Annotated in this window: 20 protein-coding genes; 8 read left to right on the forward strand and 12 right to left on the reverse strand. The window is 64.9% G+C overall.

Going from position 1 to position 24384, the window contains the following annotated elements; translation table 11 throughout:
- Positions 1 to 29 precede the first annotated feature (29 nt).
- The 4 genes from ACSC1P_RS14580 to ACSC1P_RS14595 all read right to left on the reverse strand — a co-directional run bounded on the left by ACSC1P_RS14580 (position 30) and on the right by ACSC1P_RS14595 (position 6171).
- Positions 30 to 1367, reverse strand: a complete 1338-nt coding sequence (locus tag ACSC1P_RS14580) for a nucleotide sugar dehydrogenase (RefSeq protein WP_435360922.1) — start codon at positions 1365 to 1367, stop codon at positions 30 to 32.
- On the reverse strand, positions 1367 to 3169 hold the full coding sequence (locus ACSC1P_RS14585) for a class I SAM-dependent methyltransferase (protein ID WP_435360923.1): 1803 nt from the start codon (positions 3167 to 3169) through the stop codon (positions 1367 to 1369). The genes ACSC1P_RS14580 and ACSC1P_RS14585 overlap by 1 nt, the downstream gene beginning before the upstream one ends.
- An 89-nt stretch (positions 3170 to 3258) precedes the next feature.
- Positions 3259 to 4689: a sulfatase-like hydrolase/transferase gene (locus tag ACSC1P_RS14590; RefSeq protein WP_435360924.1), complete on the reverse strand. Its 1431-nt coding sequence runs from the start codon at positions 4687 to 4689 to the stop codon at positions 3259 to 3261.
- A gap of 66 nt (positions 4690 to 4755) precedes the next feature.
- Positions 4756 to 6171: an oligosaccharide flippase family protein gene (locus ACSC1P_RS14595; RefSeq protein ID WP_435360925.1), complete on the reverse strand. Its 1416-nt coding sequence runs from the start codon at positions 6169 to 6171 to the stop codon at positions 4756 to 4758.
- Between the two features lie 562 nt (positions 6172 to 6733).
- Between ACSC1P_RS14595 and ACSC1P_RS14600 the strand changes: the two genes are divergently transcribed.
- On the forward strand, positions 6734 to 7963 hold the full coding sequence (locus ACSC1P_RS14600; protein WP_435360926.1) for a glycosyltransferase family 4 protein: 1230 nt from the start codon (positions 6734 to 6736) through the stop codon (positions 7961 to 7963).
- Between the two features lie 134 nt (positions 7964 to 8097).
- Positions 8098 to 9552, forward strand: coding sequence for a sulfatase-like hydrolase/transferase (locus ACSC1P_RS14605; protein ID WP_435360927.1), 1455 nt, complete (start codon positions 8098 to 8100; stop codon positions 9550 to 9552).
- A gap of 138 nt (positions 9553 to 9690) precedes the next feature.
- On the opposite strand, the gene ACSC1P_RS14610 is transcribed toward ACSC1P_RS14605, so the two are convergent.
- Entirely contained in the window at positions 9691 to 11328 is a 1638-nt protein-coding gene (locus ACSC1P_RS14610; RefSeq protein ID WP_435360928.1) for a bacterio-opsin activator domain-containing protein, read from the reverse strand.
- A 215-nt stretch (positions 11329 to 11543) separates the two neighbouring features.
- Here ACSC1P_RS14610 and ACSC1P_RS14615 point away from each other — a divergent pair, with 215 nt between their 5' ends.
- The gene (locus ACSC1P_RS14615; RefSeq protein WP_435360929.1) at positions 11544 to 12920 is read left to right on the forward strand and encodes an Hvo_1808 family surface protein; all 1377 of its coding nucleotides are present in this window, start codon (positions 11544 to 11546) and stop codon (positions 12918 to 12920) included.
- A gap of 20 nt (positions 12921 to 12940) precedes the next feature.
- Here the strand turns inward: ACSC1P_RS14615 and ACSC1P_RS14620 are convergent, their stop codons facing one another.
- From ACSC1P_RS14620 to ACSC1P_RS14645, 6 genes are all read right to left on the reverse strand, one after another.
- Positions 12941 to 13501 (reverse strand): DUF8054 family protein, encoded by a 561-nt coding sequence (locus ACSC1P_RS14620; protein ID WP_435360930.1) that lies wholly within the window; start codon positions 13499 to 13501, stop codon positions 12941 to 12943.
- Positions 13498 to 14271: a nucleotide-binding protein gene (locus ACSC1P_RS14625; protein ID WP_435360931.1), complete on the reverse strand. Its 774-nt coding sequence runs from the start codon at positions 14269 to 14271 to the stop codon at positions 13498 to 13500. The genes ACSC1P_RS14620 and ACSC1P_RS14625 overlap by 4 nt, the downstream gene beginning before the upstream one ends.
- A 95-nt stretch (positions 14272 to 14366) precedes the next feature.
- On the reverse strand, positions 14367 to 15959 hold the full coding sequence (locus ACSC1P_RS14630; RefSeq protein WP_435360932.1) for an outer membrane protein assembly factor BamB family protein: 1593 nt from the start codon (positions 15957 to 15959) through the stop codon (positions 14367 to 14369).
- A gap of 265 nt (positions 15960 to 16224) precedes the next feature.
- Entirely contained in the window at positions 16225 to 18210 is a 1986-nt protein-coding gene (locus ACSC1P_RS14635; RefSeq protein WP_435360933.1) for an outer membrane protein assembly factor BamB family protein, read from the reverse strand.
- Between the two features lie 212 nt (positions 18211 to 18422).
- Positions 18423 to 20360, reverse strand: a complete 1938-nt coding sequence (locus ACSC1P_RS14640) for an outer membrane protein assembly factor BamB family protein (protein WP_435360934.1) — start codon at positions 20358 to 20360, stop codon at positions 18423 to 18425.
- A gap of 210 nt (positions 20361 to 20570) precedes the next feature.
- Entirely contained in the window at positions 20571 to 20747 is a 177-nt protein-coding gene (locus ACSC1P_RS14645) for a hypothetical protein (RefSeq protein ID WP_435360935.1), read from the reverse strand.
- A gap of 167 nt (positions 20748 to 20914) precedes the next feature.
- Here ACSC1P_RS14645 and ACSC1P_RS14650 point away from each other — a divergent pair, with 167 nt between their 5' ends.
- A complete protein-coding gene (locus ACSC1P_RS14650) occupies positions 20915 to 21391 on the forward strand; it encodes a PUA domain-containing protein (RefSeq protein WP_435360936.1) in 477 nt (158 codons plus the stop codon).
- Positions 21392 to 21449: 58 nt separating this feature from the next.
- Here ACSC1P_RS14650 and ACSC1P_RS14655 read toward each other — a convergent pair whose 3' ends face one another.
- Positions 21450 to 22625: an NAD-dependent epimerase/dehydratase family protein gene (locus tag ACSC1P_RS14655; protein WP_435360937.1), complete on the reverse strand. Its 1176-nt coding sequence runs from the start codon at positions 22623 to 22625 to the stop codon at positions 21450 to 21452.
- On the opposite strand from ACSC1P_RS14655, the gene ACSC1P_RS14660 reads away from it, so the two are divergent.
- The 4 genes from ACSC1P_RS14660 (at position 22525) to ACSC1P_RS14675 (ending at position 24356) form a co-directional block, all read left to right on the forward strand.
- Positions 22525 to 22917: a nascent polypeptide-associated complex protein gene (locus ACSC1P_RS14660; protein WP_435360938.1), complete on the forward strand. Its 393-nt coding sequence runs from the start codon at positions 22525 to 22527 to the stop codon at positions 22915 to 22917. The genes ACSC1P_RS14655 and ACSC1P_RS14660 overlap by 101 nt on opposite strands.
- Complete coding sequence (locus tag ACSC1P_RS14665; RefSeq protein WP_435360939.1) at positions 22914 to 23636, forward strand: methyltransferase domain-containing protein; 723 nt, start codon at positions 22914 to 22916, stop codon at positions 23634 to 23636. The genes ACSC1P_RS14660 and ACSC1P_RS14665 overlap by 4 nt, the downstream gene beginning before the upstream one ends.
- A 109-nt stretch (positions 23637 to 23745) precedes the next feature.
- The gene (locus ACSC1P_RS14670; RefSeq protein WP_435360940.1) at positions 23746 to 23967 is read left to right on the forward strand and encodes a hypothetical protein; all 222 of its coding nucleotides are present in this window, start codon (positions 23746 to 23748) and stop codon (positions 23965 to 23967) included.
- Positions 23964 to 24356 (forward strand): hypothetical protein, encoded by a 393-nt coding sequence (locus ACSC1P_RS14675; RefSeq protein ID WP_435360941.1) that lies wholly within the window; start codon positions 23964 to 23966, stop codon positions 24354 to 24356. Before ACSC1P_RS14670 ends, ACSC1P_RS14675 begins: the two co-directional genes overlap by 4 nt.
- The last annotated feature ends 28 nt before the right edge of the window (positions 24357 to 24384 follow it).

The raw sequence follows: 24384 nt of genomic DNA on the forward strand, positions 1-24384 counted from the left end.
CAAAAACAGAACTGAACCCGAACAGCGGCTTATTCCTGCGTCCGGCCGTCGCCGAGCACCGCGACCTCGAAGCCCGCCGCTTCCCACGATGGTGTGTCCAGTAGTCCGCGCGTGTCGTACAGGTTCTTCGTGGCCATCACCTCGCCGAGTTCGGACGGGTCCAGCGCCGTGTACTCGCTGTGGTCGGTGACGAGGACGAGGCAGTCACTCCCGGCGACGGCCTCGGCGAGCGGTTCGGGGTCGACTGGGAACGAGTCGACGTGCGGGTCGTGCAGTCGAACGTCGACACCGAGGCCCGCCAACAGGTCGACGAGCGTTCGCGTCGGTGTCCGTCGCGTGTCGCCGACGCCGCCCTTGTAGGCCGCGCCGAGGAGCGTCACCGTCGCGTCGGTGTCGCCGTCCAGCAGGTCCTCGACGCCCTGCACGACGTGTGCCGGCATCGAGTCGTTCACGTCGCGGGCGAGCGAGACGAGTCGGTCGCGCGTCGTGTGCTGTGAGAGGAAGTTCGGGTCGACAGGGATACAGTGGCCGCCGACGCCGGGACCGGGATGGTGGATGCCGACGCGCGGGTGCTCGTTCGCGAGGTCGATAGCTTCGTGCACGTCGAGCCCGAGTTCTTCGGCGACGAGTGCGAACTCGTTGGCCAGCGCGATGTTCACGTCGCGGAAGGTGTTCTCGACCAGTTTGACGAACTCCGCGACGCGTGGGACCGTTCGGCGAACCGCTCCCGTCACGAACGAATCGTAGAAGGCGCAGGCCGCGTCGACCGATTCCTCGTCGATGCCACCGACGACGCGACTGTTCTCGACCATCTCGGTGAGCGTCTCGCCCGGGCTCGCGCGCTCCGGAGAGAACGCGAGGCGGAACTCGCTTCGAGAGAGGCCGCTGGTTTCGAGCGTGGGGGCGACGAGTCGCTCGGTCGTCCCCGGCGGCACAGTCGATTCGAGGACGACGAGGTCGCCCGGCGACAGCGTCGGCGCGATCATCTCGGCGGCAGCCTCGACGTAGCTCACGTCGGCGACCGCACGCTCGGCGTCGACCGGCGTCGGCGTCACGATGACGTACACGTCCGCGTCCGCGACCGTGGTCTGGGCGCTGAAGTCGGCAGCGACACGCTCGTACAACTGGTCGATGTCGGGTTCGTCCATCGGGAGGTCGCCACGTTCGATGGCGTCGACGCGCGACTGGTCGATGTCGACGCCGACGACTGTGTGCTCCTGTGCGGCGAGCAGCGCAGTCGGGAGGCCGACGTGGCCGAGACCGAGGACGCAGACGTCTGCGTCGGGTTCGACGGCCGCAGTGTCACTGGCGTCGTCGACCGGGAGAGACGTGTCGGTGGTGGTGCTGTCTGACTGGTCGATACGCATCAAAGTGGCCCCGCTAGCAAGTTCGTCAGCGCCATCACGTAGGAGCCAACCTCGTACGACCCCTTGTACATCTGGTCGCCGACGTCCATCCGGCCGCCGGTCGTGACGAACCGCATCGGGACGCCGAGACCGCTCAACTCGACGAGGTCCTCGCCGAGGTCGTTGTCGCCGTATATCCACGCCATCGCGCGGGCGACCTCGCTGTCGTAGTCGTTCTGGCCGCCCGCGGCGTAGTAGTGCGCGACGGCGTTGACGAAGAACGTCTGATGACACTCGTAGAGGTAGCGCCAGTGGAAGGGTCGGTGACCCCAGTTGTCCGTTTTGTAGTCGCCCCAGGCCTTCTGTCCCTTGCTCACGTCCTCCCAGATGAACGCGCCGTCGTCTCGCATCCGGACGTTGACGGTGTGTTCGAGGACGATTTCGAGGCTGTCGAGGTAGCCCGTCTTGCCGGTGACCTCGATAGCCCGGGAGAGCCCCCAGATGGTGTACATCTGGTTCTGGTGGCGACGCGTCGTCCCGTTGTCGAAGTTGAACGTGCCCGTCGCGGGGTCGAGGCGTTCGTTTATCTCCCAGAGCGCGTCGTCGATGGCCGCGAGCACGTCGTCGTCTTCGGTGTGTTCGTAGAGGTACGACCAGCCAAAGGCGAGCAGGCTATCCTCGGCGTGGTCGAAGTCGAATTCCTCGCGGGAGTACTCGAACAGTTGGCGAGCAGTCGAGCGGTAGTCGGCCTCGAACACCTGGTCGGCGAGCGTGAAGCCCATCACGAGCGGGCCGATGCCGTAACTCGGCATCCCGATGCGGCCAGGGTCGTCGCCGAATTTTGCCTCGAAGTAGGCGAGTGCGTCCTCGATTTTCTCGTCGAAGCGGTCGTCGCCGCGTTCGGACGTTCGCCACGCCATCGCGCCCATCACGGCGAAGGGGGCGTACCGCCACTGGACGCTGTCGTCGCGGGACCAGTCGAGTTCGCTGGCGGAGCGAACCGTCCCGCCCGGTGGCGTCTTCCCGTCGAACTCGTAGTCGAGGCCGCGAATGAACTTCGACTCGTCGTCGTCCCAAAGGCCGTTCTCGTCGGTCGACCGGAACAGACAGTCGAGGCCGCGGTCGAGGTAGGACTTGTAGCCGAGCGGCGTCGCGCCGATGACGATGTACGACGCGTCGTCCCACCGGTCGCGCTCGGTCAGTTCGTCGGTGAGTCGCCACGCGAGGTCCACGATGGGTTCTTGCATCGTGTTCGGCATCGAGTTGATGAGCAGGTGCGCTTTGTACGGGTACTGCCAGACGAGGTCGTACTTCGCGACGCGCCAGTCCGGCGCGACGATGTCCAGTGCCTCGTCGGGGTCGTAGTACCGGAAGCGGTTGCGCCCGCGGGTCGCGTAGGGCGAGCGCGGCGTCGGGACGGAGAACGAGAAGAGTCCGTCAGGAGCGAGTACCCGCCGAACCTCGTCGGTCAGCGCGTCGATGTCGAGGAACTTCCAGTCGTACGGGCCGATGGAGACCGCGCCGTCGAAGTAGTCGTCGGGGAAGGGCAGTTCGGGTACTTCGGGGTCAGCCACCTCGTACCGGTCCACCTGGTCGCCGAGGATGTCCCGCGCGTGGTCGATGGCGTCGGGCGAGAAGTCGATGCGGGCGACTTCCTCGGCGGCGAGTCCAGCCGTGACGTTCGACTCGGAGGCGATGTCCAGCACCCGTTCTCGGTCACCCAGTTGTTCCCACGACTTGAGTCGCTCGGCGTCTCGGAGGTACTGCACGTTCGGTGTCGCAGGAGGTTGTTTGACCCACCGCTGTAGAACCTTGTCACGCATTCGTTACTCCCGATACCATGACTAGCACGATAAGTGAGGAACCAATCATGTTCAAACGCCGAGAGAAAGCGGCCGTTCTTACCGACTCTCTACCGATAACCGAGGTCGCGGAGTCGCTCGGCGACTGCGTCGTCGACGTCGTCGTCGCCGGCCGCGTCTTCGTCGAGGTCTACGTCGTCGAGTGGTGTCGAGAATTGTTCGCGTGCCCACGTCGGGATTCTCTCCGCGTCGGCGTCACTCGTCTCGGCCGCGTCCTCGCGCGACTGCCAGTTCGGGTTCGCCGCGTCGAGCGAGACACGGTACTCGCCGCCGAGACTGTCCCACTCGTACTTCGTGTCGCCGTCGTAGGCAACGCGGATTCGGCGGGTCCAGTATTCTGGGTCGGTTTCTTCGAGGGGGTCGTTCCCGGGCGTGATGGCCAGCACTTCGGCAGGAATCTGCTCTGCGGTCACGTCGGGTGTCTCGCCCGCGGCGAGGCCGGTGACCAGTCGCCGAAGTTCGAGGTGTGAGACGTAGCCGGTCTCGACGCGCTCGTAGCCATCGGGCGCGTTCAAGACGAGCAGTGGCACGTGCAGGACACCTTCGGTGAGACTCGAAATGTGTCCGAGGTGGCCGTCGTCGGCCTCGAACGCGAGGTTTTCGCCGTGGTCTGCGGTGACGACGACGGTCGTCTCGCAGTCGGTCACGGCCTGTACTTTCTCCACGATGTCGCTCACCTGCCGGTCGAGGTACTCGATGGACGCGCCGTACACGTCGCGATAGCGGTCGATTTCTCGCTCGGTCTCGCTGTCGGGGGCGACCGCGTCCCACGTCTGCAGGTCGTCTGAGCGCCAGCCGGTGGGTACGTCGTACAGACTGCGCTGGTACCTGAGACTGTCGCGGTGGGGTTCGTGACCCTCCATCAGGTTGACGAAGGCGAAGACTGGTTCGTCTCGCTCCCGGAGTCGGTCGACGAGGACTCGCTTTGCCGACGCCGCGCCGTCGTCGAACGGCGCGGGCACGTCGAACGGGCCGGTGTCCCACAGCTGGTCGACCTGCGCGGCGACCGCGTTCAGCAGGCTCTCTTTCGGGCGGTCGTGGTCGAGGCAGGCTCGGAGTACGTCGCGGTATCGAGAGAGGCCCGGCTCGGTCGCTTCCTTCGTGAACGTCGGCACGTCGAGCGCGTCCGTGTAGCGGTGGTCGCGGGTCACGTCGACGAACTCGTCGAACAGGTGGTCGAAGCCGTACGCCGACCCGGCGTAGATGTTCGAACTGATACCCAGGAAGTGGTAGTCGGGCAAATCCGCGCGAAGGGTGTCTTCGTGGGCCAGCGCGTCGAGGCGCGGACTGGCCGCCGTCGCACCGTGTTCGGACGGAAGCTGACCGGTGACCATGCTCGCGTGACTCGGGACGCTCCAGCAACTCGCGGCCCGACACTGTTCGAAGGATACGTCCGCCTTCGCCCGGAGGCGGGTCGCGTACCGGTCGAAGAAATCCTTCCGGACGGTGTCGAGACAGACGACGACGACGTTACGCGACATTGGATAGTATCGTCTCCGAGAAGGAGTGGGGGGCTGAAAAACAGGGAGGCTAACCGGGTCGGGCCGTCACCACAGTTCCGCGCCGAGCAACCGCCCGCGCATCTCCGCGTTCGCCAGCACGACGAGGCCGTAGACGGCCGCACCGACGCCGACGAGCGCGAGCAGACCTACAATCGTCTCCAGCGGGAACACGCCCGAGAGCGCGGCGACGACCCCGCCCATGGCGAGCGAGGCGGCGGCTTGCCACGCGAGCGCGGTTCGGTCGATGCCGACCGAGATGTACCGCCGGAGGTAGGCCAGTTGCGCGACGGCGGCGACGCCGGCAGTCGCCAGGGTCGCGGCCGCGGCCCCGAACATCCCGTACTCGGGTACCAAGATGAGGTTCAGGCCGACGTTCGCCGCCAGCGAGAGCACGTTCGTCCAGAACACGTGGTCCGGGCGGTCGATGCCGAACAGCGTGTTCTGCGTGATGTTCTTCACCGCGGCGGCGACCTGCCCGCAGAGGAGAATCACGAGGACGGTCGCGCCGGTCTCGTAGCCGTACAGCGTCGCGAGCAAGTCGTCGCCGAGGACCGTCGCACCGACGATAGCCGGGAAGACGAGCACGAGCGCGAACGTCACCGCGGTGGAGAAGGCCGTCTCGATGAGCTCGGTCTGGCCGTCTTCGTGCCAGCGCGTCATCGTCGGCGCGAGCGCGACGCCGAGCACGCGCGCCGCGAGCAGGGTGACGGCGCTGACCATCCACACCGTCTCGTACACCCCGACGACCGCCTTGGACGCGAAGTAGGCCAGCACGAGCGTGTCGGTCCAGTTGTAGGCGAGCGAACTCAGGTTCATCCCGACGGTGTACTTCGAGAAGTCGAAGAGGCTGGTCGCGGACTCGCGGGTGGGCAACGCGAATCTCGCGTCGAGCAGCGCGTACGAGACAGTCGCCCGCGCGAAGTTCCCGGCCATGTGCCCGAAGACGAGCGCGACGACGCCGTAGTCCGCGAACAGCAGGCCGACGCTCACGCTCAGGCGGACGACTTGATCGAGCAGTTCGACCCCGGCCGAGGTCGAGACGCGCGCCTCACCACGAAGTGCCGCGATGAGCAGGTTCGCGCTCACACCGAGTGCGACCGCGGCGACGGCCAGCGGCGCGGCCGCGGTGAGACTCACGTAGTTCGTCAACTGCGGCCCGAAGACGAGCATCAGCGCGCCCGTGACGAGGAATGGCGGGAGCAAGAGGATGAACGCACTGGAGAGGTAGACGCCGCGCTCGTGGGCGTCGTCGGACTGGTTCATCCGCTTGACGACCGCACCGGGCAGGCCGAATTTGGCGAAGACGCTCGTCACGCTGACGACCGTGACGAACGTGAAGTAGACGCCGAGGCCGTCCGCGCCGATGACGTTCGCGAAGTAGACGACGCTGGCGAAGCCGAGCAGTTGTGACGTGACGCGCGAACCGAACAGGGCGATGCTCGCCCGGTCGAGGTCAACCACGATTCACGCCTGTGGGTGTGGGAGGTGTCGTCGTCGTTGCCGCTGCACTCATTACGGATTCGTGCAACGTCTACCGTCTTTGTTCTTGAGCCAAATCGAGTCCTCGTGTCGACTCTTGGCGTTCCCATTTTTGCCGTGTTAGCTCTCATCACGGTTTATTTTCGCGTCTACGAGCAGTTCACGAACGCTGGTGTACATGACCGCCGCCACTACCTCCCCAACCGATTCGCTCGTTCCGCTCACGGGTCGTTCTACTCCCCGTTCGCAACGAGGCGACTTCGTCGCCTCGCACCACTCGCTCATCCCTCGCGCGATTTCTCCTCGCGAGCTTCACTTCCTCACGGGTCACTCCGTTCCCCGTTCGCGCCGAGGCGACTCCGTCGCCTCGCTCTCGTTCAGCCACACTCGGAAGCGCGCGCCAGAGCGGCTGTGACGGCTCTCGTCGCCGAGTCGCACGGCAGACTCGGCCCACGACGTTCCATCTTCGAGACCACGAACCCATCTTGGTTCGACGACAGAACTAACCGCCGACCGTTCGACCGTATCGGAAATGCACGTGTGCATGGTCCTGCGGAAGCCGTTCCCGCGGGACGTTCGCGTCGAGAAGGAGGCACGGGCGCTGCTCGCGGCCGGCCACGAGGTGACGCTGCTCTGTCGCGGCGGCGACGACCGACCGGCGCGTGAGACCCTCGACGGTATCGAGGTGTGTCGCGTCTCGGAATCAGACTTGGCTTCGCTCCAGCGCCAACGACTCTCACTCGGCTTCCTCGTCACGACGCGCCACCGATTCTGGGCCGACGCGCTTCGGTCGATTCACGCACAGAAGGCTATCGACGCGATTCACGTCCACGACCTGCCCCTCGTTCCGACCGGAATTTCGGTCGGCGACGAAATCGGCGCGCAAGTCGTCGCCGATCTGCACGAGAACTATCCCGAGGCGATTCGCCAGTGGCGGCGGATGCACGCCCGCGAAGACGTGCTCTCGAACGTCGGCCTCTTGTCGAAGTACGCCGCGCTCCCGATTCGGCGCTGGAAGCGCATCGAGCGCCGAGCGGTTCGCCGAGCCGACCACGTCCTCGCCGTCTGTGAGGAGGGCCGACGCCACTACCTCGACGACTGCGCGGCAGCCGACGACCGAGTTTCCGTCGTCGGCAACACGGTCGACTTAGACCGCGACTGGTTCGACGCCGACGCGGAGCCAGTGGCAGGCTACGAAGGCGAGTTCGTCGTCTCCTACGTGGGCAAGTACGCGCCACACCGGGGACTGGAAGCCGTGGTCGAAGGCTTCGCCAAAGTCATGGAAGAGGCCCCGAACGCCCGCCTGCTGATGGTCGGCGCGCCGGGCAACGACCGCTACGGCGAGCGATTCGACGCGCACTGCGAGCGCCACGGCGTGATGGACGCGACGACGTTCACCGGGTGGGTCGACTTCGAAGACGTGCCGAACTACATGGCCGCGAGCGACGTGTGCCTGGTCCCGCACGCGGACACGCCGCACACGAACACGACGCTCCCGCACAAACTGTTCCAGTACATGGCACTCGGCAAGCCAGTCCTCGTCTCCGACGTGCCGCCGCTGCAGCGCGTCGTGGGCGGGACAGAGTCCGGACTCGTCGCGGAAGCGGGTAACCCGGACGCGATGGCCGAAGCGATGACTCGGCTCGCCGAGGACGCCGACCTGCGAACACGACTCGGCGAGAACGGACAGGCGGCCGTCACGAAACGGTTCAACTGGGACCGCGACGCCGAAGAGCTCGTCTCAGTGTACGACTCGCTGACCGCGTCGTCGTGACACCGGGCCGGTTCGGATAGCCCGTCAGGCCGCCGTCCCACCGATTCTGTGACACTTAGGGCCTCGATAGGAATGGCCAGCGGGCGTGACTAGGCCTACATGCAGATTCGAGCGTCTACCTGGGGTGCTAGCCGATGACCCGCAACGTCGCCCTCATCGTCCTCGACACGGTGCGAAAGGACTCGTTCGACGAGTTCGCGCCGCGACTTCGGCAGATGTCCGACACGTCGTTCGAGCAGGCGCGCGCCGCGAGTTCGTGGAGCCTGCCGAGTCACACGAGCATCTTCACCGGCCAACTCCCCTCCCAGCACGGTGTCCACGCCGAGTCCTTCGACGCCGGCTTCGACTTCGGGCAGTTCGACCGGAGCGACACCTTCCTCGGCCGACTTCCGGACCACCGCGCCGTCGGCCTGAGCGCGAACTCCTACATGAACCCGGCGTTCGGGCTGGACGCCTGGTTCGACGAGTTCGGCGACTTCTCCATCGGCTCACACACCGCCGAGTCGCTGTTCACCGAGGCCATCACCGTCGACGAGTACATGAAGAACACCGACGAGCCGAACGCGGCGAAGCGGTATCTCGGCTTCCTCTCGGAGTGTCTGTCCCACGACGAACCCGCGAAGAGTTTTGCCAACGGCGTCTGGGCGTTCACCGGTCACCACGTGAAGAAGCTCCCCATCCCCGAGTTCGTCGACGACGGGGCGAAGAACATCTCTGCGCGAGCACTCGAAACCGCCGAGGGCGACGAGCCGTTCTTCCTCTTCGCGAACTACATGGACGCCCACACGCCGCTTCGTAACCTCGTCCAGCACGACACCAGCATGCACGAGGTGCCGAACTCGTGGAGTTCGAAGGAGCTGAACAAGTGGGAGCTGAACGCCGACGGCGCGGCGACCGACCGGTACACGCGCTACTACCGCGACGTGTACAACGCCTCCATCGACTACCTCGACCGGAAGGTCTCAGACACCATCGCCCGGATGCAGGCCGCCTCCGACGAGGAAATCTCGTTCGTCGTCATCTCCGACCACGGCCACAACCTCGGCTACGCCTCCGACGACGGGAAGTTCCACCACACGAGCAGCATGTCCGAAGGCATCGTCCACACGCCGTGTGAAATCATCAATCCGCCCGAGGGCTGGCCGAGCCGGGTCGACGACTACTTCTCGCACTGCCTGCTCGGCGACCTCATCGTCAAACTGGCGAACGAGGAGCCCTATTCAGAAGACCTCGTCGACGACCGCATGCTGAGCGAAACTATCGGCCTGCTCGGCGGCGAGAACGCCACGTGGGACCGCGACTTCTCCGACGACGAACTCGCGTACTGGAACCGCATGATGCGCGTCGCCTACATCGGCGAGACGAAGTACGAGTGGAACTCGCTGGGGGAGAGCTACGAGTACCGTATCGACCACGACATCCCTTGCTGGCAGGAGGAAGTCGACGACGACGCCGAGATTCCCGAGTGGGCGACCGAGGCGTTCGGGAACAGTATCGAGGCGTACAAGCAAGAGGCAGAAGGCACCGAACAGGACGATGACTTCGACGAAGAGGTCGAAGAACAGTTGAAAGAACTCGGGTATCTGTAGGTCGCGTTTCGTTCGTCGTTGTTTCTGCTCTTATTTTCGTTTCTGCCGACTTCCTCGATGGTTCGAGAGTAGGCGGCTTCGTCGCCTCGCTCGGCAGCCATCGCTCACGCGTCGACGACCACCCGCAAAAAAGTCGAGTTACCGCCGTTCGAACAGCTCTTCCATCACTTTGCTCAGCCCGGCGCGCATGTGCTCGTGGAACGTCGGGGGTGAGATGTCGAACGACTCGGCGACGTCGCCGCCGTCGGCCTCTCGCGGCCACTCGAAGTAGCCCGCGTAGAACGAGGCTTCGAGGATGGCGAGTTGGCGGTCGGTGAGTCGCTCTTCGAGGCGGTCCCAGTACTCGCTGACGGTCGACGCGTGACGCTCCACGCGCTGTTTCGCACGGAGTTCTGCGCTGTCGAACTCGGACTGGAGATGGCCGATGAGTTCCGCGATATCGGCCGTCGAGGCCATCTCGATGGTCAGCGTGTACGTGCCGCCCTCGATGGTACCGCCACGGACCGCAGCGCCACGTTCCGCGACCGCGAACATCGGCGAGCCGTGTTCGATGCTGACCTCGAAGCGGCAATGCTCGCCGTTCTCGCCGAGGACGTTCACCGCGTCGACGTCGTCGTGTGAGCCGAGTTTGTCCACGACCGTCTCTGCGTCGACGTCGGTCCCCTCGACGAACAGCTTCAGGCCGTCGTTGGCCGTCGTGCTGCCCGTGAGTTCGAGCGCTCCGGGAATCGACCGCGAGAGCGTGCCGAGCGGGGCGTCGGCGTCTTCGATCTGGACCCGGAGTTCGGTCGCGTACTCGCCGTGGAGGAGTTCGCGCGACTCGACCGCGTTGAGCGCGTAGCCGAGCATGTCGCCCAGCACGGCGAACGCGTCGCGCTCCAGTTCGGTGAACGCCTCCTGTCTGTCCGAGTGGACGACGAGCGCGCCGTAGCGTGCGTCGCGGTAGGTGAGCGGGAGCGCGAGGTAGGACTCCAGTCCCTGCTCGTGCCCGAACGTGAGCAACGGGTCGCTCCCGTCGCGTTCGACGACCGGGCCGTGGCCGTCCAGCGCGTCGCCGACTGTACTGCGCTGGAGGGCGGTCCGGTTCAGTTCTTCCATCGCGTCGAGGAACTCGTCTGCGCCGGCCCCGGCACGGGGCTGGATGCGTCCGTCCATGCCGCGGTCGACGACCCACGCAAGGCTGTAGAACCGGGCGTCGGCGAGTTCTCGACAGACGATATCTTCGATGTCCTCGCGTCGAGAGACGTCGAGCAGCGAGCCGATTATCTCCCGAATGAGTCGGCCGATGCGATTGAGCTGTTCCAGTTGTCTGTTCCGTCGTTCTACTTCCTGTTCGTGTTTCTTCCGGTCCGTGATGTTGAGGTGGAACACGAGGACGAACGTCTCGCCGTCGTGTTCGAAGCGAAGCGCCCGCATCAGGAACCACCTGCGTTCTATCTCGCCGTGGCAGGGGTACTCGTAGTCGAACGACTGCTGTTCCTGGCCGAGGACGGCGCGGATGCCCGCCGCCGTGGCCTCGCCGTCCGGAACCTGGCTGTCCCGACAGACAGCCAGGTAGTTCTCGCCGAGCATCGAGGGGTCGTTTTCGAACCCGTTGTCGATAGCGAAGTCTCGCCACGCCTCGTTGGTGTAGACGATAGTCCCGTCGGTGTCGAGGACCGCAATCTGCGTCGGCAGCGCGTCGAGTGCTGCCGCTCCGAAGGAACTGCGGTCCGTTTCGTCAGGCGGACCTGTGGTCAAGGTGGCCCGTGGGTCCGTGGCGTTAGATTCTCCCATGTAGTGGAATTGTGCACCGCTGCTGGCACACGTATCGCTGAAGCAATTTTAATACTGTATCGAGCGGTAAAGGCTTGTCCCCCATAGAATTGGTCCGACCCGTAATGTCAAAGGTCCACCCCGCACAGATACATAGGATAAATTTTAGTTCCACATTTCCGACCGTAATTCTGTCGGCCAGATACTGTTTTGGTTGCAGACGTCGTACTCCCTTCGTGAAGGCGATAGCACGGCTCTCGCTCGTGGTCGTCCTGTTCGTCGTCCTGGCTGGCTGCCTCGGCGGCGGCGGAGACGCCCCTGCGCGCGAGCGGGGTGACTTTTCGGACCCCGCAAAGGATAGAATTGGGTGGGAAAACGGCTACTGGTACGACGAGTCGATAACCGTCGACCAGTCCGATGGCCTGAACGACAGCGAGCGCGAGGTGTGGCTCGCACGGTCGATGGCCCGCGTCGAGGAACTCCGTCAACTGGAGTTCAAACGACCGGTGACCGTCGAAGTCATCAGTCGGACCGACCACCAGAACCGCTCGGCGAACCAGGAGGGACAAGGGGAGAGCAAGAACCGGTGGAACGACCAGGTGTGGGAGTCCCTGTTCATCTCTGAAGAGGGCAAGCCCATCGAAGCCGAGTTCAACACGGTCAGTGGGTCCGCCGTCCTCGGCTACTACCGGACCGGCTCCGACACAATCGTCATCGTCTCGGACACGCCAGACCAGCTCGTCGTCAGCAACACGACGTTCATCCACGAACTCACCCACGCCCTACAGGACCAGCACTTCGACCTGAAGAAGCTCCAGAGGAACGCGAAGACGCAAGACCTGCAACTCGCGTACAACGGGCTCATCGAGGGCGAGGCGAACTACATCGAGGCACTGTACTCGAACCGCTGTGCGAGTGCCGAATGGGCCTGTGTCACGACGCCAGCCACCCAGTCCGGTGGTGGGAACAGCGACGTGAATCTCGGCATCCTCGTCACCATCTTCCAGCCGTACTCCGACGGCCCGTGGTTCATCCACAAGCAGGTCGAAGCCGGTGGCTGGGACGCGGTGAACGACCTCTGGAAGAACCCGCCGACCTCGTCGAGCGAGATTATCCACGTCGACCCGAGCGTCGCCCCGGCGTCTGTGACCGTCGAAGACCGTGCGAAAAACGGCTGGGAGACGTTCGACGAAGGGTCGGACACGGTCGGTGAGGCGTCCATCTTCACGATGTTCTGGTATCAGGGCAGACAGTACAACATCAGCGCCATCGACACCAGCAGCTTCGGCGAGAAGTCGGGCGACTTCGACACGTACGACTACCGCAGTCCGGCGTCGACCGGCTGGGTCGGCGACGCGGTGTTACCGTACCAGAAAGGTGGTGAGTACGGTTACGTCTGGACGACGAAGTGGGCCAGCGAGAACGACGCGAGTGAGTTCCTATCGACGTATCAGACCGTCTTGCAAGGCCACGGCGCAGAGGAGGTCCGGTCGGGCGTCTGGGTCATCCGCGAGGGTGGCTTCGCCGACGCCTTCCGCATCGAACGCGACGGCACGAGCGTGACCGTCGTGAACGCGCCGACCGTCGGTGACCTTTCCGACCTTCGGCCCTGAGTGAACCGTTTCGCTTCGCCTTACTCGTTTTCTTCGTCGAGTACGTCCGTGAGTCCCCACTCTTCGGCCCGACGGGCCGCCTCGGCTTCGGCCTGCTCTTGAATCGCGGCGATTTGGTCTGTGTCGGCGAGGAACGCCTCGAGTGGGTCCACATCGTCCTCTCCGGCGGCGTCGAGGCGGTGTTTCGGTGCCGCATCGCGGGTCCGACTGGCGAGCGTCGCGTCGTCGGCCAGTCGTTCGGCCGGTGCCCCGGGAGTGACGCGCAACTCCTCGTTCTCGTGTGCGTCGGCCAGTGTGCCCGGTTCGACCGCGTACAGGTCGGCACTGAACGGGCCAGGGCCGGCCAGCGTGGTCAGCGCGGCGACTCCGCCACGGTCGGTGCCGAGGTGGTACGCGAGGACCGGAACGCCGGCGTCGAGCGTGACGACGCCAGCCCCGTCTTCGTCGCCCTCGAACAGGAGCGTGTCTTGCGGTTCGAGGACGAGATACCCGTCGAGTCGGCGGTTGAGCGCGTCGGCCAGTGCGGCCGCTGGTGACGCGACGACACGCGACTGCACGAGGTCGCCGCGTGGGAGCTTCACGGCTGTTGTGGGATGACGGCGCTTCGGAACCGGTCGGCCACGTCGCCCGGTTCCTCGTCACGTAACTCGATTCGACCTGCAGCGTCGCGGAACGCGGCTGCCGCCGGGCAGTCCGGCGCGTGTGCCAGCAACGGCTTGCCGGCGTCTCTGGCGGCGCGTGCCTCGTCGGCATCGGGGACGCTGGCCAGTACTGGCCCGTCGAAGTAGCGCTCGGTCTGGGCTGTGATGCGACTGACTGCGTCGGGGTCGTGGACCCGATTGAACAGGACACCTGCACCGCCCGTGCCGTAGGCTCTGGCGTACTCCTGCACTTTGAGCCCATCAGAGAGTGCAGGGACTGTCGGCTGGAGGACGACGACCATCCGGTCGGCGAGGACGACCGGGAGCACAGCACTGACACTCCCGATTGCTGCCGGCGAGTCGAGCAATAGCACGTCGGTGTCGGCGGCGAGGTCGGCGACCACGTCCCGGAGGCGGGTCGGGTCGGCCTCACGGAAGTCGGCCAGCGAGGTGCCACAGGGGACGACCTGCATACCGAAACGGTCGTACGTCGCGTCGGCGACGGACACGTCGGCGTCGTCGAACAGGAGGTCGTGCAGCGTCACGTCGGCGTCTTCGAGGCCGGTGTGAAACAACAAATTTGCGAGACCAGTGTCGGTATCGACGACGGTCACGTCGTAGTCTTCGGCGAGGGCCATGCCGAGCGCGAGCGTCGCCGTCGTCTTGCCAGTCCCACCCTTCCCACTGGCGACGGCGATGGCTTCGACCATTGACACAGAATAGTGGCGAGTACCGAAATAAGCCTTCACATCTCGACCAGTGAAAGAAAAGGATAGCTGCGAGTGAGACAGGGTCGTTCAGCCAGTCAACAGTCCGGTTCCACCTCGACAGCCTGGGTCGCCGTGTACGACTCGCCGCGGTCGACGACGGTCGCTTCGACCGTGTAAGTCCCTTCCTCGACGAATGCCACCGCGACCGAGGTACCGCACGGCCGCCCCCCGTCGGTCATACCCCCATCTAACTCCCACTCGACATCGACGCCGGGGGAGAGTGATACATCACCCGTCGCTTCGACGGTGAACGTGACTTCGTCTGCCGTCTTCACGGTCGTCTGGCCCGCCATGAGCGTCACGTCGCTCGGCTTGGCCGGTTCGTCGTCGCCGTCGTCGCCGTCGTCACCGCCTCCTTCGTTGGACTCGGTCCACTGGAGCGCGACGAGCGGTTGCTTGTCCCGGTAGTCGTTGTACGGGATGTTCTCGACGGTCGTGAGGACGTACTCGTCCGAGACGGTCGGCGGCCCCGTCAGGACGCCCATGAGCGTGTCGCCCAGTGCGTACGTGGATTCGATTTCACCCGTCGCAGCGTCCAGTACCAGCAAGTTCTCCTCACGGTCGCCGGCGACGAGGTAGCCGTTCGCCAGTCGTGGAACCGTGGCGAGTTCGCCGACTTCGTCCGGGCCGTTGTTCACCGAGTCGGCCGCCCAGTCAAGGTCCCCGGTTTCGGGGTCGAGTCGATACAGTTTCTCGTACGAGTCGAGGACGTACAAGCCGTCTCCCTGGAGGGTCATCACCCGGTTGAACTTCCCCGGGATGTCCCGACGCCAGCGTTCCGACGCGGAGGCGATTTCGTGGGCGATGACAGTTGGCCCGTCGTCGGAGGCCAGGTACGCCGTCCCGTCCGCCACGACCGGTGCGAGGAGGTTGTCGTCGACGTAGTCGAGCCAGACTGTCCCGCCGGTCGCTTCGTCGAAAATCTGTAGCCCCGCACGGGAATCTGATTCCGAGCCATCGTACGTGAGGAGGAGTCCCGCGTCGGTGACGACCCCGTTCGATTTCGGGACGCCCATCGAGTCCTCACCGACCAGTCGCGTTTGCCAGACGACCGACCCGTCTTCGTCGTCGAGTGCGACGAGTTTCGTCGGCCGGGGCTGGGGCGATTTGGGGGGACGACCGTGGTCAGGGTACGGGCCGGTCCGAACGAACACGCGCCCGTTCGCCACGGTCGGCTGGTCGACACCGCCCACGTCATGTCGCCACAGGACCGCACCTGATTCGGCGTCGACCGCGTAGGTGTAGTGTGTGCTGCCGACGTAGAGTGTACCGTCGACCAGTGCGGGTTTCGCGACGAACGTCTCGTGCTCGTCGTTGATGCCGGAGGGAATCCGCCACAGTTCGCTCCCGTCGTCGAGGCCGTACGCCGCGAGCCCACCGTCGGCGTTGCGTTCGGTGTGGTAGGCGACCCCGTCGCTGATGACTGGGTTCGTCATCGAGCCTTCGGCCGTGGTCTCGACGCGCCACGCCGGTTCGAGTAGTCCCTCGGCCGCGGCTGGCGTCGCCGCCTGATTGCCACCGTCGACGGCAGTCGCCATCCCACTGGTCGCGAGCGCACTGCCGCCGAGGGCTGCGGCCATCGTCAAAAATCCTCGCCGGTTCGTCTGGAGGGGACCGTTGTCAGGCATGTACTACATACCAGTCAGACGACGGTAACTACTATACAGTTGATAAACGGGACTGTTTCAGCCTCAAACACACGTTTTTGCCGGTTGTATCCGGTCTAACACGACGGAATAGTACGGGAACCAATAACGAATCGGGGCGACGAATCAGACTCGACCGAATTTTCACGACTGCTCGGCTAACCGCTGTCTGACGCTGTGAACCGCCGCCGACGAAAAAGTGTGAACGAAGTGTGCGCAACCGCCAGCACCGTGAACCGTTCGGTGGTTACTCGGCTTCGTCGACCACCACCGTCGTGTACGCCGTGTACTCGTCGTCCGTGTCGGTGTCGGTCGCGGTGAGGCGGATGCCCCACTCACCGGCCGACTCGAACGTGTACTCGCCATTCATGCCGGTGTCGTCGACTTCGTCGCCACAGGCGACCTTCCACTTGTACTGGAGGTCGTCGTCACCTTCCACGACAGCGTGGAATTTGACCTGCTCGCCGACGCTCGGGTCTTCGGTGTCGACTGCGATACCGACCGACTCCGTCTCGGGGTCGCACTGTTCGGAGACGGTGAACTCGGTCGTGGCCATCTCGCTCCGGCCCCACTGGTCGGCGGCGATGACCGTCGCGGTGTGGTCGCCAGCGTCGAGTTGGATACTGGCGCTCGTCCCGTGGATGAACCCTTTCGAACTTCCGAGGTACTCGCCGTCGACGTGCCAGCGCATCGTCGTGTAGCGGTCGTACCGGTCTTCGTTGGCGGGGAAGTCCACTTCGAGAACTGTCTCCGTACACTTGGTGAGCCGGCCGGTGGCCTCGACGGTCACCGTCTTCGGCGGTTCGCGCGGCGTCTCGTCGATGGCTTCGAACACGTCGATGCCGTCGGCGGACAGGCCGTTGCCGACGTGCGAGGTGGCGACGATTGTATCGTCGACCACACTGACCGGGGTCCTCGCTGGGAAGTTTCCGGCGTCGCTCAGATACTCGAACATCGTGTAGGCAGTCGTGATGCTGCCGTCGGCAGCGTCGATTTCGAGGAGTCGGACCGGGGCGGCGTCACCGACCTGCAACCGGTCCTCGGCGTCCGGATCCTCGACACCAGTCTGTGCGAACACGTAGATGCTCCCGCCGGCGAGCGTCGGGGCGGTGAGGATGTGGCCGGTTCCTTTCTCCCACCACGACCCGTCCTGTGTCCACTTCGTCGAGCCGGATTCGGCGTCGAGCGCGTACAGCGTCCGGTCTTCGTGCGTACCCGTGCCGTCGTCGGCGGTCATGTAGACCGTGTCACCGTCGACGGCGGCAGAGAGGAAACTCGGCGCGAGCACACTACGGCCAGTCGGTTCGGGACCGAGCGCGCGCGTCCAGACTTTGGAACCGGACGCCGCATCGAGTGCGAACGCCGTATCGCTCGTCTGGCCGTAGACCGTTCCATCGGCGACGGTGACCGTGGTCGTCGAGGGATGCTCGTCAGCCGTGGTGAACGTCGTCGTCCACGCGGTTTCGCCAGACTCGGCGTCGACCGCCAGTACGCCGTTTTCCATGCCGACGAAAACGTGCCCGTCGGTGACTGCTGGCGTCGTTCGAATCTGCGTCTCGGCCGTGACGGACCACTTCGTCGAGCCGTCGGCGATAGAGAGCGCGGCGAGTTCTTTCGGTTCGAACGTGTACCGGTCCTCGTCGTCGCGGATTCCAGGAGACCGCCCGGGCACGTACACGGTGTCGCCGACGACCGTTGGCGAGCCGACGCCGCCGCGGTCGACCGTCCAGAGGATGGACCCGGTCGCGGCCTCGACTGCGGCCGTCTGTTTCCGAGAAACCACGTACAGGACACCGCCATCGAGTGCAGGCGTCGAAAGGACGTCTGCCCCGATAAAGGTCGAACTGATGTCTCCCGCGACGGCGGTCGACCACCGTTGCGTACCACTCTCGAGGTCTTTCGCGGTGAGGTCACCACTCGCAGTCACTGTGTAGACGGTACCGTCGGCGACGACGGCCTGTCCGGGCACGCCGCCGGCGCCGCTTTCGGCCGTCGACCATCGCCGGTGGAGGTACGGCGTGTCGTCTGCGGTCACCGTCACGTCGGCCGCGCCAGTGTTGGACACGTCACGGCCGAACTGTGGCCACGACGTGGTTGGAATCGTCTCGTCGGGAGCGCCACCGGAGGCAGTGGCAGTGGAGAGTCCGTGGAGGGCGAACCCGCTCGCACCGAGTGCAGCGGTTGTTTTCAGGACGTCGCGTCGTTTCATCGCGGAGGGACTTTCGTCACCCATGCGAGTCGACCCAGACACCGGGTGGTAAATGATATATTGTTGGTAAACCGGACTATCCCAGACTGAAACGAGCGTTTTCCCGACACGATGTCGGGAGCGAGCGCTGAAACAGTACCGGGAGCGAGCACGAACGGCACTCACGAGGAGTGGAGCGATGGGAGGAACAGAAAAAAGGAGTGCGGATGCCGCGACAAGATAGAGCGAGAGCCTGCTTACTCTGCGTCTTCGACCATCACTGTCGTGTAGTCGACGAACTCTTCGTCAGTCTCGGTGTCGGTCGTGATGAGGCGGACACCCCATTCGAGCGGCTTCTCGAAGGTGTGCTGAATCGTCTTGCCGGTGTGGTCGACGTCGTCACCACAGGCGATCTTCCACTCGTATTCGAGCGTCGATGCGTCACCGGTCACGTCGGCTTCGAACGTTACTGGCTCGCCGACGGTCGGGTTCTCGGTCTCGACCGCGATGTCGACACTCGTCGGACTCTCGCAGTCCTTGCTGACGACGAATTCTGTTTCTGCTGCGTCAGTCCGTCCCCAGCGGTCGTACGCGCGGACTTGAGCCGTGTGTCGACCAGCGTCGAGGTCGACGCTCACGTCGGTCCCGTGATACTGTCCTTTCGTCGTCCCGCGGTACTCGTCGTCGATGTACCAGAGGAGGGTCGTATACCGGTCGTACCCCTCCTCGTTCTGTGGGAAGTCGACGGTGAGAACCGTCTCCTCACACTCGTTGGGCGCACCTTCAGGTTCGAGCGTCACCTCCTTCGGATAGGTCGCCTCCGTCTCGGAGTCGGAGATGGCTTCGTACACGTCGAGCTTGCCCTCGGTGCCGTTCTCGATGTACGACGTAGCGAGGAGCGTGCCGTCGACCACGGACACCGGCGCGAACGCGTTGTAGTCGCCAGCGGAGTCGACGTAGTCGAGCATGGTGTAGGTATCGTGGACGAATCCATTGCTCGGCTCGACCCCCTGGAGGAGGACGGGGTCGACGTCCTCCGTGAGTTCGTTCTCGGGATCGTCCGCGCTCGCCCGACTGAAGAAGTACACCGTGTCGTTCGTGACGACCGGGGCCGTGAGTACGTCGCCGCGGTCGTCGACGAGGCGTGCTCCGGAGTGTGTCCAGATAGTGTCGCCGGTGTCGGATTCGAGGCCGTACAGGGTCCTAGAGTCGTACTCCTCGTCGGCATCGTCGACCGTGACGAACACGATGTCGTCGATGACGGCCGCCGTGTACACCGCGTCGGCGAACCAGCGTGGGCTGTTGGCGCTGGAGCCAGCACGCGGGGCGGGCGTCGGACCGAGCGAGCGCGTCCAGAGCTTGGTACCGGATTCGACGTCGAGAGCGAACACGGTACCGGCGGACTGGCCGTACACGCCCTGGTCCTCGATGGTGACCGTCGTGGAGTGGCCGTCGCCGAAATCCGTCGTCCAGACGGTCTCACCGTCACTCGCGGTGACGGCCCAGATGCCAGCTTCCGTACCGATGTAGACGCGCCCGTAGGCGACGGCTGGCGTCGTGTCGACCATCGCGTCGCTCGATACGACCCAGTTCGTACTCCCGTCAGCGGTCGAGAGTGCGGCGAGTTCTTTCGGTTCGTACACCTCGTCCTGTCCGCCCCAACCGGACGACTGCCCGGCGATGTACACCGTGTCACCGTCGACGGTCGGCGAGGCGTAGCCACCGCGGTCGACCGACCACTTCGTCGACCCGCTGGCCGCGTCGAGTGCGACCGTCTGCGTCGTGGTGAGGACGTAGACCGTGCCGTCGACGACCGCCGGCGTCGAGTAACAGCGACCGAGTTTATCGGTCGACCACAGCTTGGTGCCGTCGTCGAGATTCCGGGCGGTGACCGTGCCAACGGCGTTGACCGTGTACACGACACCGTCGGCGGCGACCGCCTGCCCCGGGAACCCGTTCGCGTCACCGGGGTCGGCGGACCACTTGTGACCGAAGCGTGGATGTTCGGGGTAGCTGGTCAGTTCCACGTCAGTTCGGGGGTTGTTGCGCCCGCTCCGGCCGAACTGCGGCCACGCCGAGGGTGAGAGGGTCTCGTCTGGCGTGCCGTCGGAGGCGGTCGCAGTCGAAAATCCGTGGAGGGCAAAGCCGCTCGCACCGAGTGCAGCGGTCGTTTTCAGGACATCGCGTCGTTTCATCGCGGGGGAACCTTCATCACCCATGCAGGTCGACCCAGACGAGGGGTGTCAAAGGATATATCCCGCATAATCGTCACTATTGCACGGTTAATCGGGGTTTGACCCGTCTTACACTGAAAATAACCGGGTGAAAAAGTACGGTTTCCAGAACGGTTTCCGACGAACACAGTCGCTCAGGCGTATCGAATCGAAACGAAGAAGAATCGAAATTTAGACCGGGCGGCCGCCTTCGGACGTGCCGACGAGCAGTGCGCCAGCAGCCATCGCGAGCGACGCTGCGCCACCGAGCATGATGGGCAGGTTCGCGCCGGGTGTCCCGAGGTACAGCAGGATGGCCGAACTGACCAGGAGCAGCACCGCGCCGAGGGTTACTTTCGTGGTGTTCATTGTATACTGGTGAATGGGAGGCCAGCAGATTATAACTTTCGCCTACGGAACTCGTGAGAATAATGGTACCGAGTGTCTAGGGGCATGATACCGAATGTCGTTTAAAACCGTGTATGACTCACGGCTGCTCCGACACGCTTTCACGACGGCGCACCTAACGCGAGGCCATGACTGCCGACAGTTTCGACGACGCTCCCGACCTGCGGACGCTGGCCGACTACCAGTTCGGCCGTGGGAGCGGGACGGCACTGTTCCCACCTGCTGAGGCGCTGACGGTGAAACGGACCTCGTCGGGCCGACCAGAACAGATTATCGCCGATGCGGGCCGAGTCGTCAGCTACGGGACCGACGGCCGATTCACGCTGGGTATCGAAGGTGGCCACCGACTGCACGAGGCACTCGACGCGCCGACCGGTCGAGTCGTCGTCGGTGACGACAGCGAACCGTTCGTCCGCGACGGGAAGAACGTCTTCGCGAAGTTCGTGCGCGAGGCTGACTCGCAGATTCGCCCCGGCGACGAGGTGCTCGTCGTCCACTACGAGGGACACCTGCTCGCAGTCGGGCGGGCGGAACTCGCCGCGGAAGCGATGCAGGACTTCGACTCGGGCATGGCCGTCAACGTCCGAGACGGCGCAGACGAGTAGAGACCAGTAGTTTCGATTTTTTTGATTCGACCTGCCCGCGACGACGACCTCCCAACGACTACCCGACTGGCCGCGGCCGCGCGAGCGTCGCCGGCTGGCCACCGTCGCGGAACCACGCGACCGTCAGTTCGATGGCGTCTTCGAGCGGTGTGGCGACCTCGCCAAACGTCGAGGTGTACTTTCGGTCGTCGACGAGGTACGAATCGTCGTACGTGTACCAGAACTCTCGGAGCTGTCGATAGCGCCGCGAGAACGGTGCGAGTAGCAACGTCTTCAGTTTCGACGACTCACGGAGTCGCGGGTCGACTTCGGCCGCCGCAGCGGCCAGTTCGACGAACTCCCGTGGCGTGACCGCCGACGGAGACGGTGCGTGCCACACCTGACCGAGGGCGGCCGGCAGCTCGGCGACCGTGACGAGTGCCCGTGCCGCGTCTTCGACGTACGTCACGGCGTGAGCCACGTCGGGGTCGCCGAGGACCAGCGCGCACCTGCCCGAGAGCAGTCGCCCGAACACGCGCTCGCCGAACGGCGAGTCACGCACGCCCGGTCCGAACAGGTCGCTCGTCCGGACGACGACGCCACCGATTCGCCCGGCCGCGTGCGCCGCGAGTAGCGTCTCTGCCGCGTCGGCACGTGCGCCGCTCCAGCCGCCGACCGCTGCCGGCTGCATGTCTTCACGGTACGGGTTCGTGCTCGGGCCGTAGGCGGCCAGCGTGTCGGCGTAGGCGACGACCGCGCCCGCAGCTGCCGACCCCTCGATGACACCCTCGACCAGCGTCACGAGTGCTGCCGGCCCGTCGGTCGCTGCCACTGTCGGGCAGAGGTAGACGGTATGTGCGTCACGCAACACCCGTGTCGCCACGTCGATGTCCCGAAGGTCTGCCATCTCGACTGGCACCTCCGCTGGCAGTTCTCCAATCCCTTCCCTGTTCACGGCCCGGACGAGCCGCCCCCGGGCGCGCAGTTCGCGCACCACGGCTCCCCCCAGTGGACCTGCTCCGATGACCACGTCCATACCACCCGTACGCGCCCGAGCAGGATGAACCACTCCGTGCCCCAGACCGGTACCCTTGGTCGACCGACAGGTGGTACGGTTCGTCATCCTTTTGCCGGTACACCGAGAGCGTTCAGGTATGTTTGGAGGAGGCGGCGGCATGAACCCCCGCAAGATGAAGCAGATGATGAAGCAGATGGGTATCGACGTCGAGGAAGTCGACGCGGAGGAGGTCATCATCCGAACCGAAGAGTTCGACCTCGTCTTCGACGACGCGCAGGTGACCAAGATGGACGCCCGCGGGCAGGAAACCTACCAGATCGTCGGCTCGCCCGAAGAGCGCGAACGCGGCGCAGGCGGCGCGAGCGCCATCGAAGGCGGCGACGCTGATGTCGAGTCGGGCGGTTCCGACATCCCCGAGTCCGACGTGCAACTCGTCGTCGACCAGACCGGCGCGAGCGCAGACGACGCCCGAGCAGCACTGGAAGCCCACGACGGCGACCTCGCAGCGGCCGTCAACGACCTCCAGTGAGCGTCCTGCTGGTCCACGGCGACCGTGAATACCTCGTCCCGCCGGGTGACGAACTGCAGACTGACCTCGGCGTCGTGCAGGTCCCCGATGACGTCGAACCAGGCCAGACCTTAGAGAGCCATCTGGGCGAAGCGTTCCACGTCCGGCCGATGCGTGGCCCGGACCTGTTCACGCACTTCGAGCGCACCGGCGCGCCGATGATGCCCCGAGACATCGGCCTCGTCATCGGCGAGACCGGCATCGGCGACGGTGACCGCGTCCTCGACGCTGGGACTGGTACCGGTGTCCTCTCGGCGTACATGGCCCGTGCTGGTGCCGACGTGACGACGTTCGAGCGAAAGGCGGAGTTCGCTGACGTGGCTCGCGAGAACATGCGACTCGCTGGCGTCGACGACCAGGTCGACGTTCGTACCGGCGACCTGACCGAGCACCTCGACGACCTCGGGCAGTTCGACGTGATCACACTCGACACTGGCGACGCGGCGACCGTCGTCGAACACGCTGACGACCTGCTCGTCCGCAGTGGGTACATCGCGGTCTACTCACCGTTCGTCGAGCAAACGCGCGCGGCCGCCATGGCCGCCCGCGAAGTCGGCCTCTCGAACGTGACCACGTACGAGACCATCCAGCGCGAGATGGACTTCGACGAGCGTGGCTCGCGACCGAGCACCCGCGGTGTCGGCCACACCGGCTACCTGACGTTCGCCCGGAACGACTGAAGCCGGGTGGAACCGGCCATCACCACCCGATTTTTCGAAAACAACTACCCGAACTGTCTCTCTTCTGCAACGCGACTCTATGCGCCTGGACCGCCTAGAGTCGGTTGCAATGGCAGAAGCAGAGATGCCCAAACGAGAGACGCTCGACGAGACGACCACGTGGCCCGAACTCGGAATCGCCCTCTACGACCGCCTCACCGGGCGAGGTGCAGCCATAACCTACCAGTTCGAGGAGATGCACGTGCAGGTGCCGAGCAAAGCCGGGTCCGACGCGAAACACGCCGAGTGGATACTCGATGGCTCGTTGACCATCACGACCTCGGAGCAGTGAGCACAGAGACAGGGGTGACTGACACCGGGGCGACTGACACCGAGAGTCGACTCGGTGAGGACCTACGCATCGATGCCGACCTTCGCCTTCGACTCGGTGACGAGGTCGTCACCGTGACGGGGTACGGTCGGACAGTCGTCGTGGACGCGCCGACGCTCCGGGTCGCCAGACGACTCCAGCGAGCGAACCGCCAGTGGCCGATTCGGCGACTGCTCGACGGACTCGCCGCCAGCGGCGCGACGCTCGACGTTCGAGTCCGCGGGGTGAGCGTCGCCGGGTTCGACAGGTACTCCCACCCGGGTGGGAGCGCGCGATTGCTGGGCGTCGCACCAGCGACACTGTACCCAGAAGGTGTCCTCCTCGCCGCGCTCAGACGACGCGCTCGCTGAGGACGGTGTGGGAACGCGCCGGCTTTTT

It is taken from the genome of Haloarchaeobius caseinilyticus (genome assembly GCF_051207395.1).
Taxonomy (GTDB): domain Archaea; phylum Halobacteriota; class Halobacteria; order Halobacteriales; family Natrialbaceae; genus Haloarchaeobius.

Excerpts from the sequence above, each read along its gene's own strand:
- ACSC1P_RS14580 (WP_435360922.1), bottom strand. The coding sequence starts at position 1,367 with ATGCGTATCGACCAGTCAGACAGCACCACCACCGACACGTCTCTCCCG.
- ACSC1P_RS14585 (WP_435360923.1), bottom strand. The coding sequence starts at position 3,169 with ATGCGTGACAAGGTTCTACAGCGGTGGGTCAAACAACCTCCTGCGACA.
- ACSC1P_RS14590 (WP_435360924.1), bottom strand. The coding sequence starts at position 4,689 with ATGTCGCGTAACGTCGTCGTCGTCTGTCTCGACACCGTCCGGAAGGAT.
- ACSC1P_RS14600 (WP_435360926.1), top strand. The coding sequence starts at position 6,734 with ATGGTCCTGCGGAAGCCGTTCCCGCGGGACGTTCGCGTCGAGAAGGAG.
- ACSC1P_RS14605 (WP_435360927.1), top strand. The coding sequence starts at position 8,098 with ATGACCCGCAACGTCGCCCTCATCGTCCTCGACACGGTGCGAAAGGAC.
- ACSC1P_RS14610 (WP_435360928.1), bottom strand. The coding sequence starts at position 11,328 with ATGGGAGAATCTAACGCCACGGACCCACGGGCCACCTTGACCACAGGT.
- ACSC1P_RS14625 (WP_435360931.1), bottom strand. The coding sequence starts at position 14,271 with ATGGTCGAAGCCATCGCCGTCGCCAGTGGGAAGGGTGGGACTGGCAAG.
- ACSC1P_RS14630 (WP_435360932.1), bottom strand. The coding sequence starts at position 15,959 with ATGCCTGACAACGGTCCCCTCCAGACGAACCGGCGAGGATTTTTGACG.
- ACSC1P_RS14635 (WP_435360933.1), bottom strand. The coding sequence starts at position 18,210 with ATGGGTGACGAAAGTCCCTCCGCGATGAAACGACGCGACGTCCTGAAA.
- ACSC1P_RS14640 (WP_435360934.1), bottom strand. The coding sequence starts at position 20,360 with ATGAAACGACGCGATGTCCTGAAAACGACCGCTGCACTCGGTGCGAGC.
- ACSC1P_RS14645 (WP_435360935.1), bottom strand. The coding sequence starts at position 20,747 with ATGAACACCACGAAAGTAACCCTCGGCGCGGTGCTGCTCCTGGTCAGT.
- ACSC1P_RS14650 (WP_435360936.1), top strand. The coding sequence starts at position 20,915 with ATGACTGCCGACAGTTTCGACGACGCTCCCGACCTGCGGACGCTGGCC.
- ACSC1P_RS14660 (WP_435360938.1), top strand. The coding sequence starts at position 22,525 with ATGTTTGGAGGAGGCGGCGGCATGAACCCCCGCAAGATGAAGCAGATG.
- ACSC1P_RS14655 (WP_435360937.1), bottom strand. The coding sequence starts at position 22,625 with ATGATGACCTCCTCCGCGTCGACTTCCTCGACGTCGATACCCATCTGC.
- ACSC1P_RS14670 (WP_435360940.1), top strand. The coding sequence starts at position 23,746 with ATGGCAGAAGCAGAGATGCCCAAACGAGAGACGCTCGACGAGACGACC.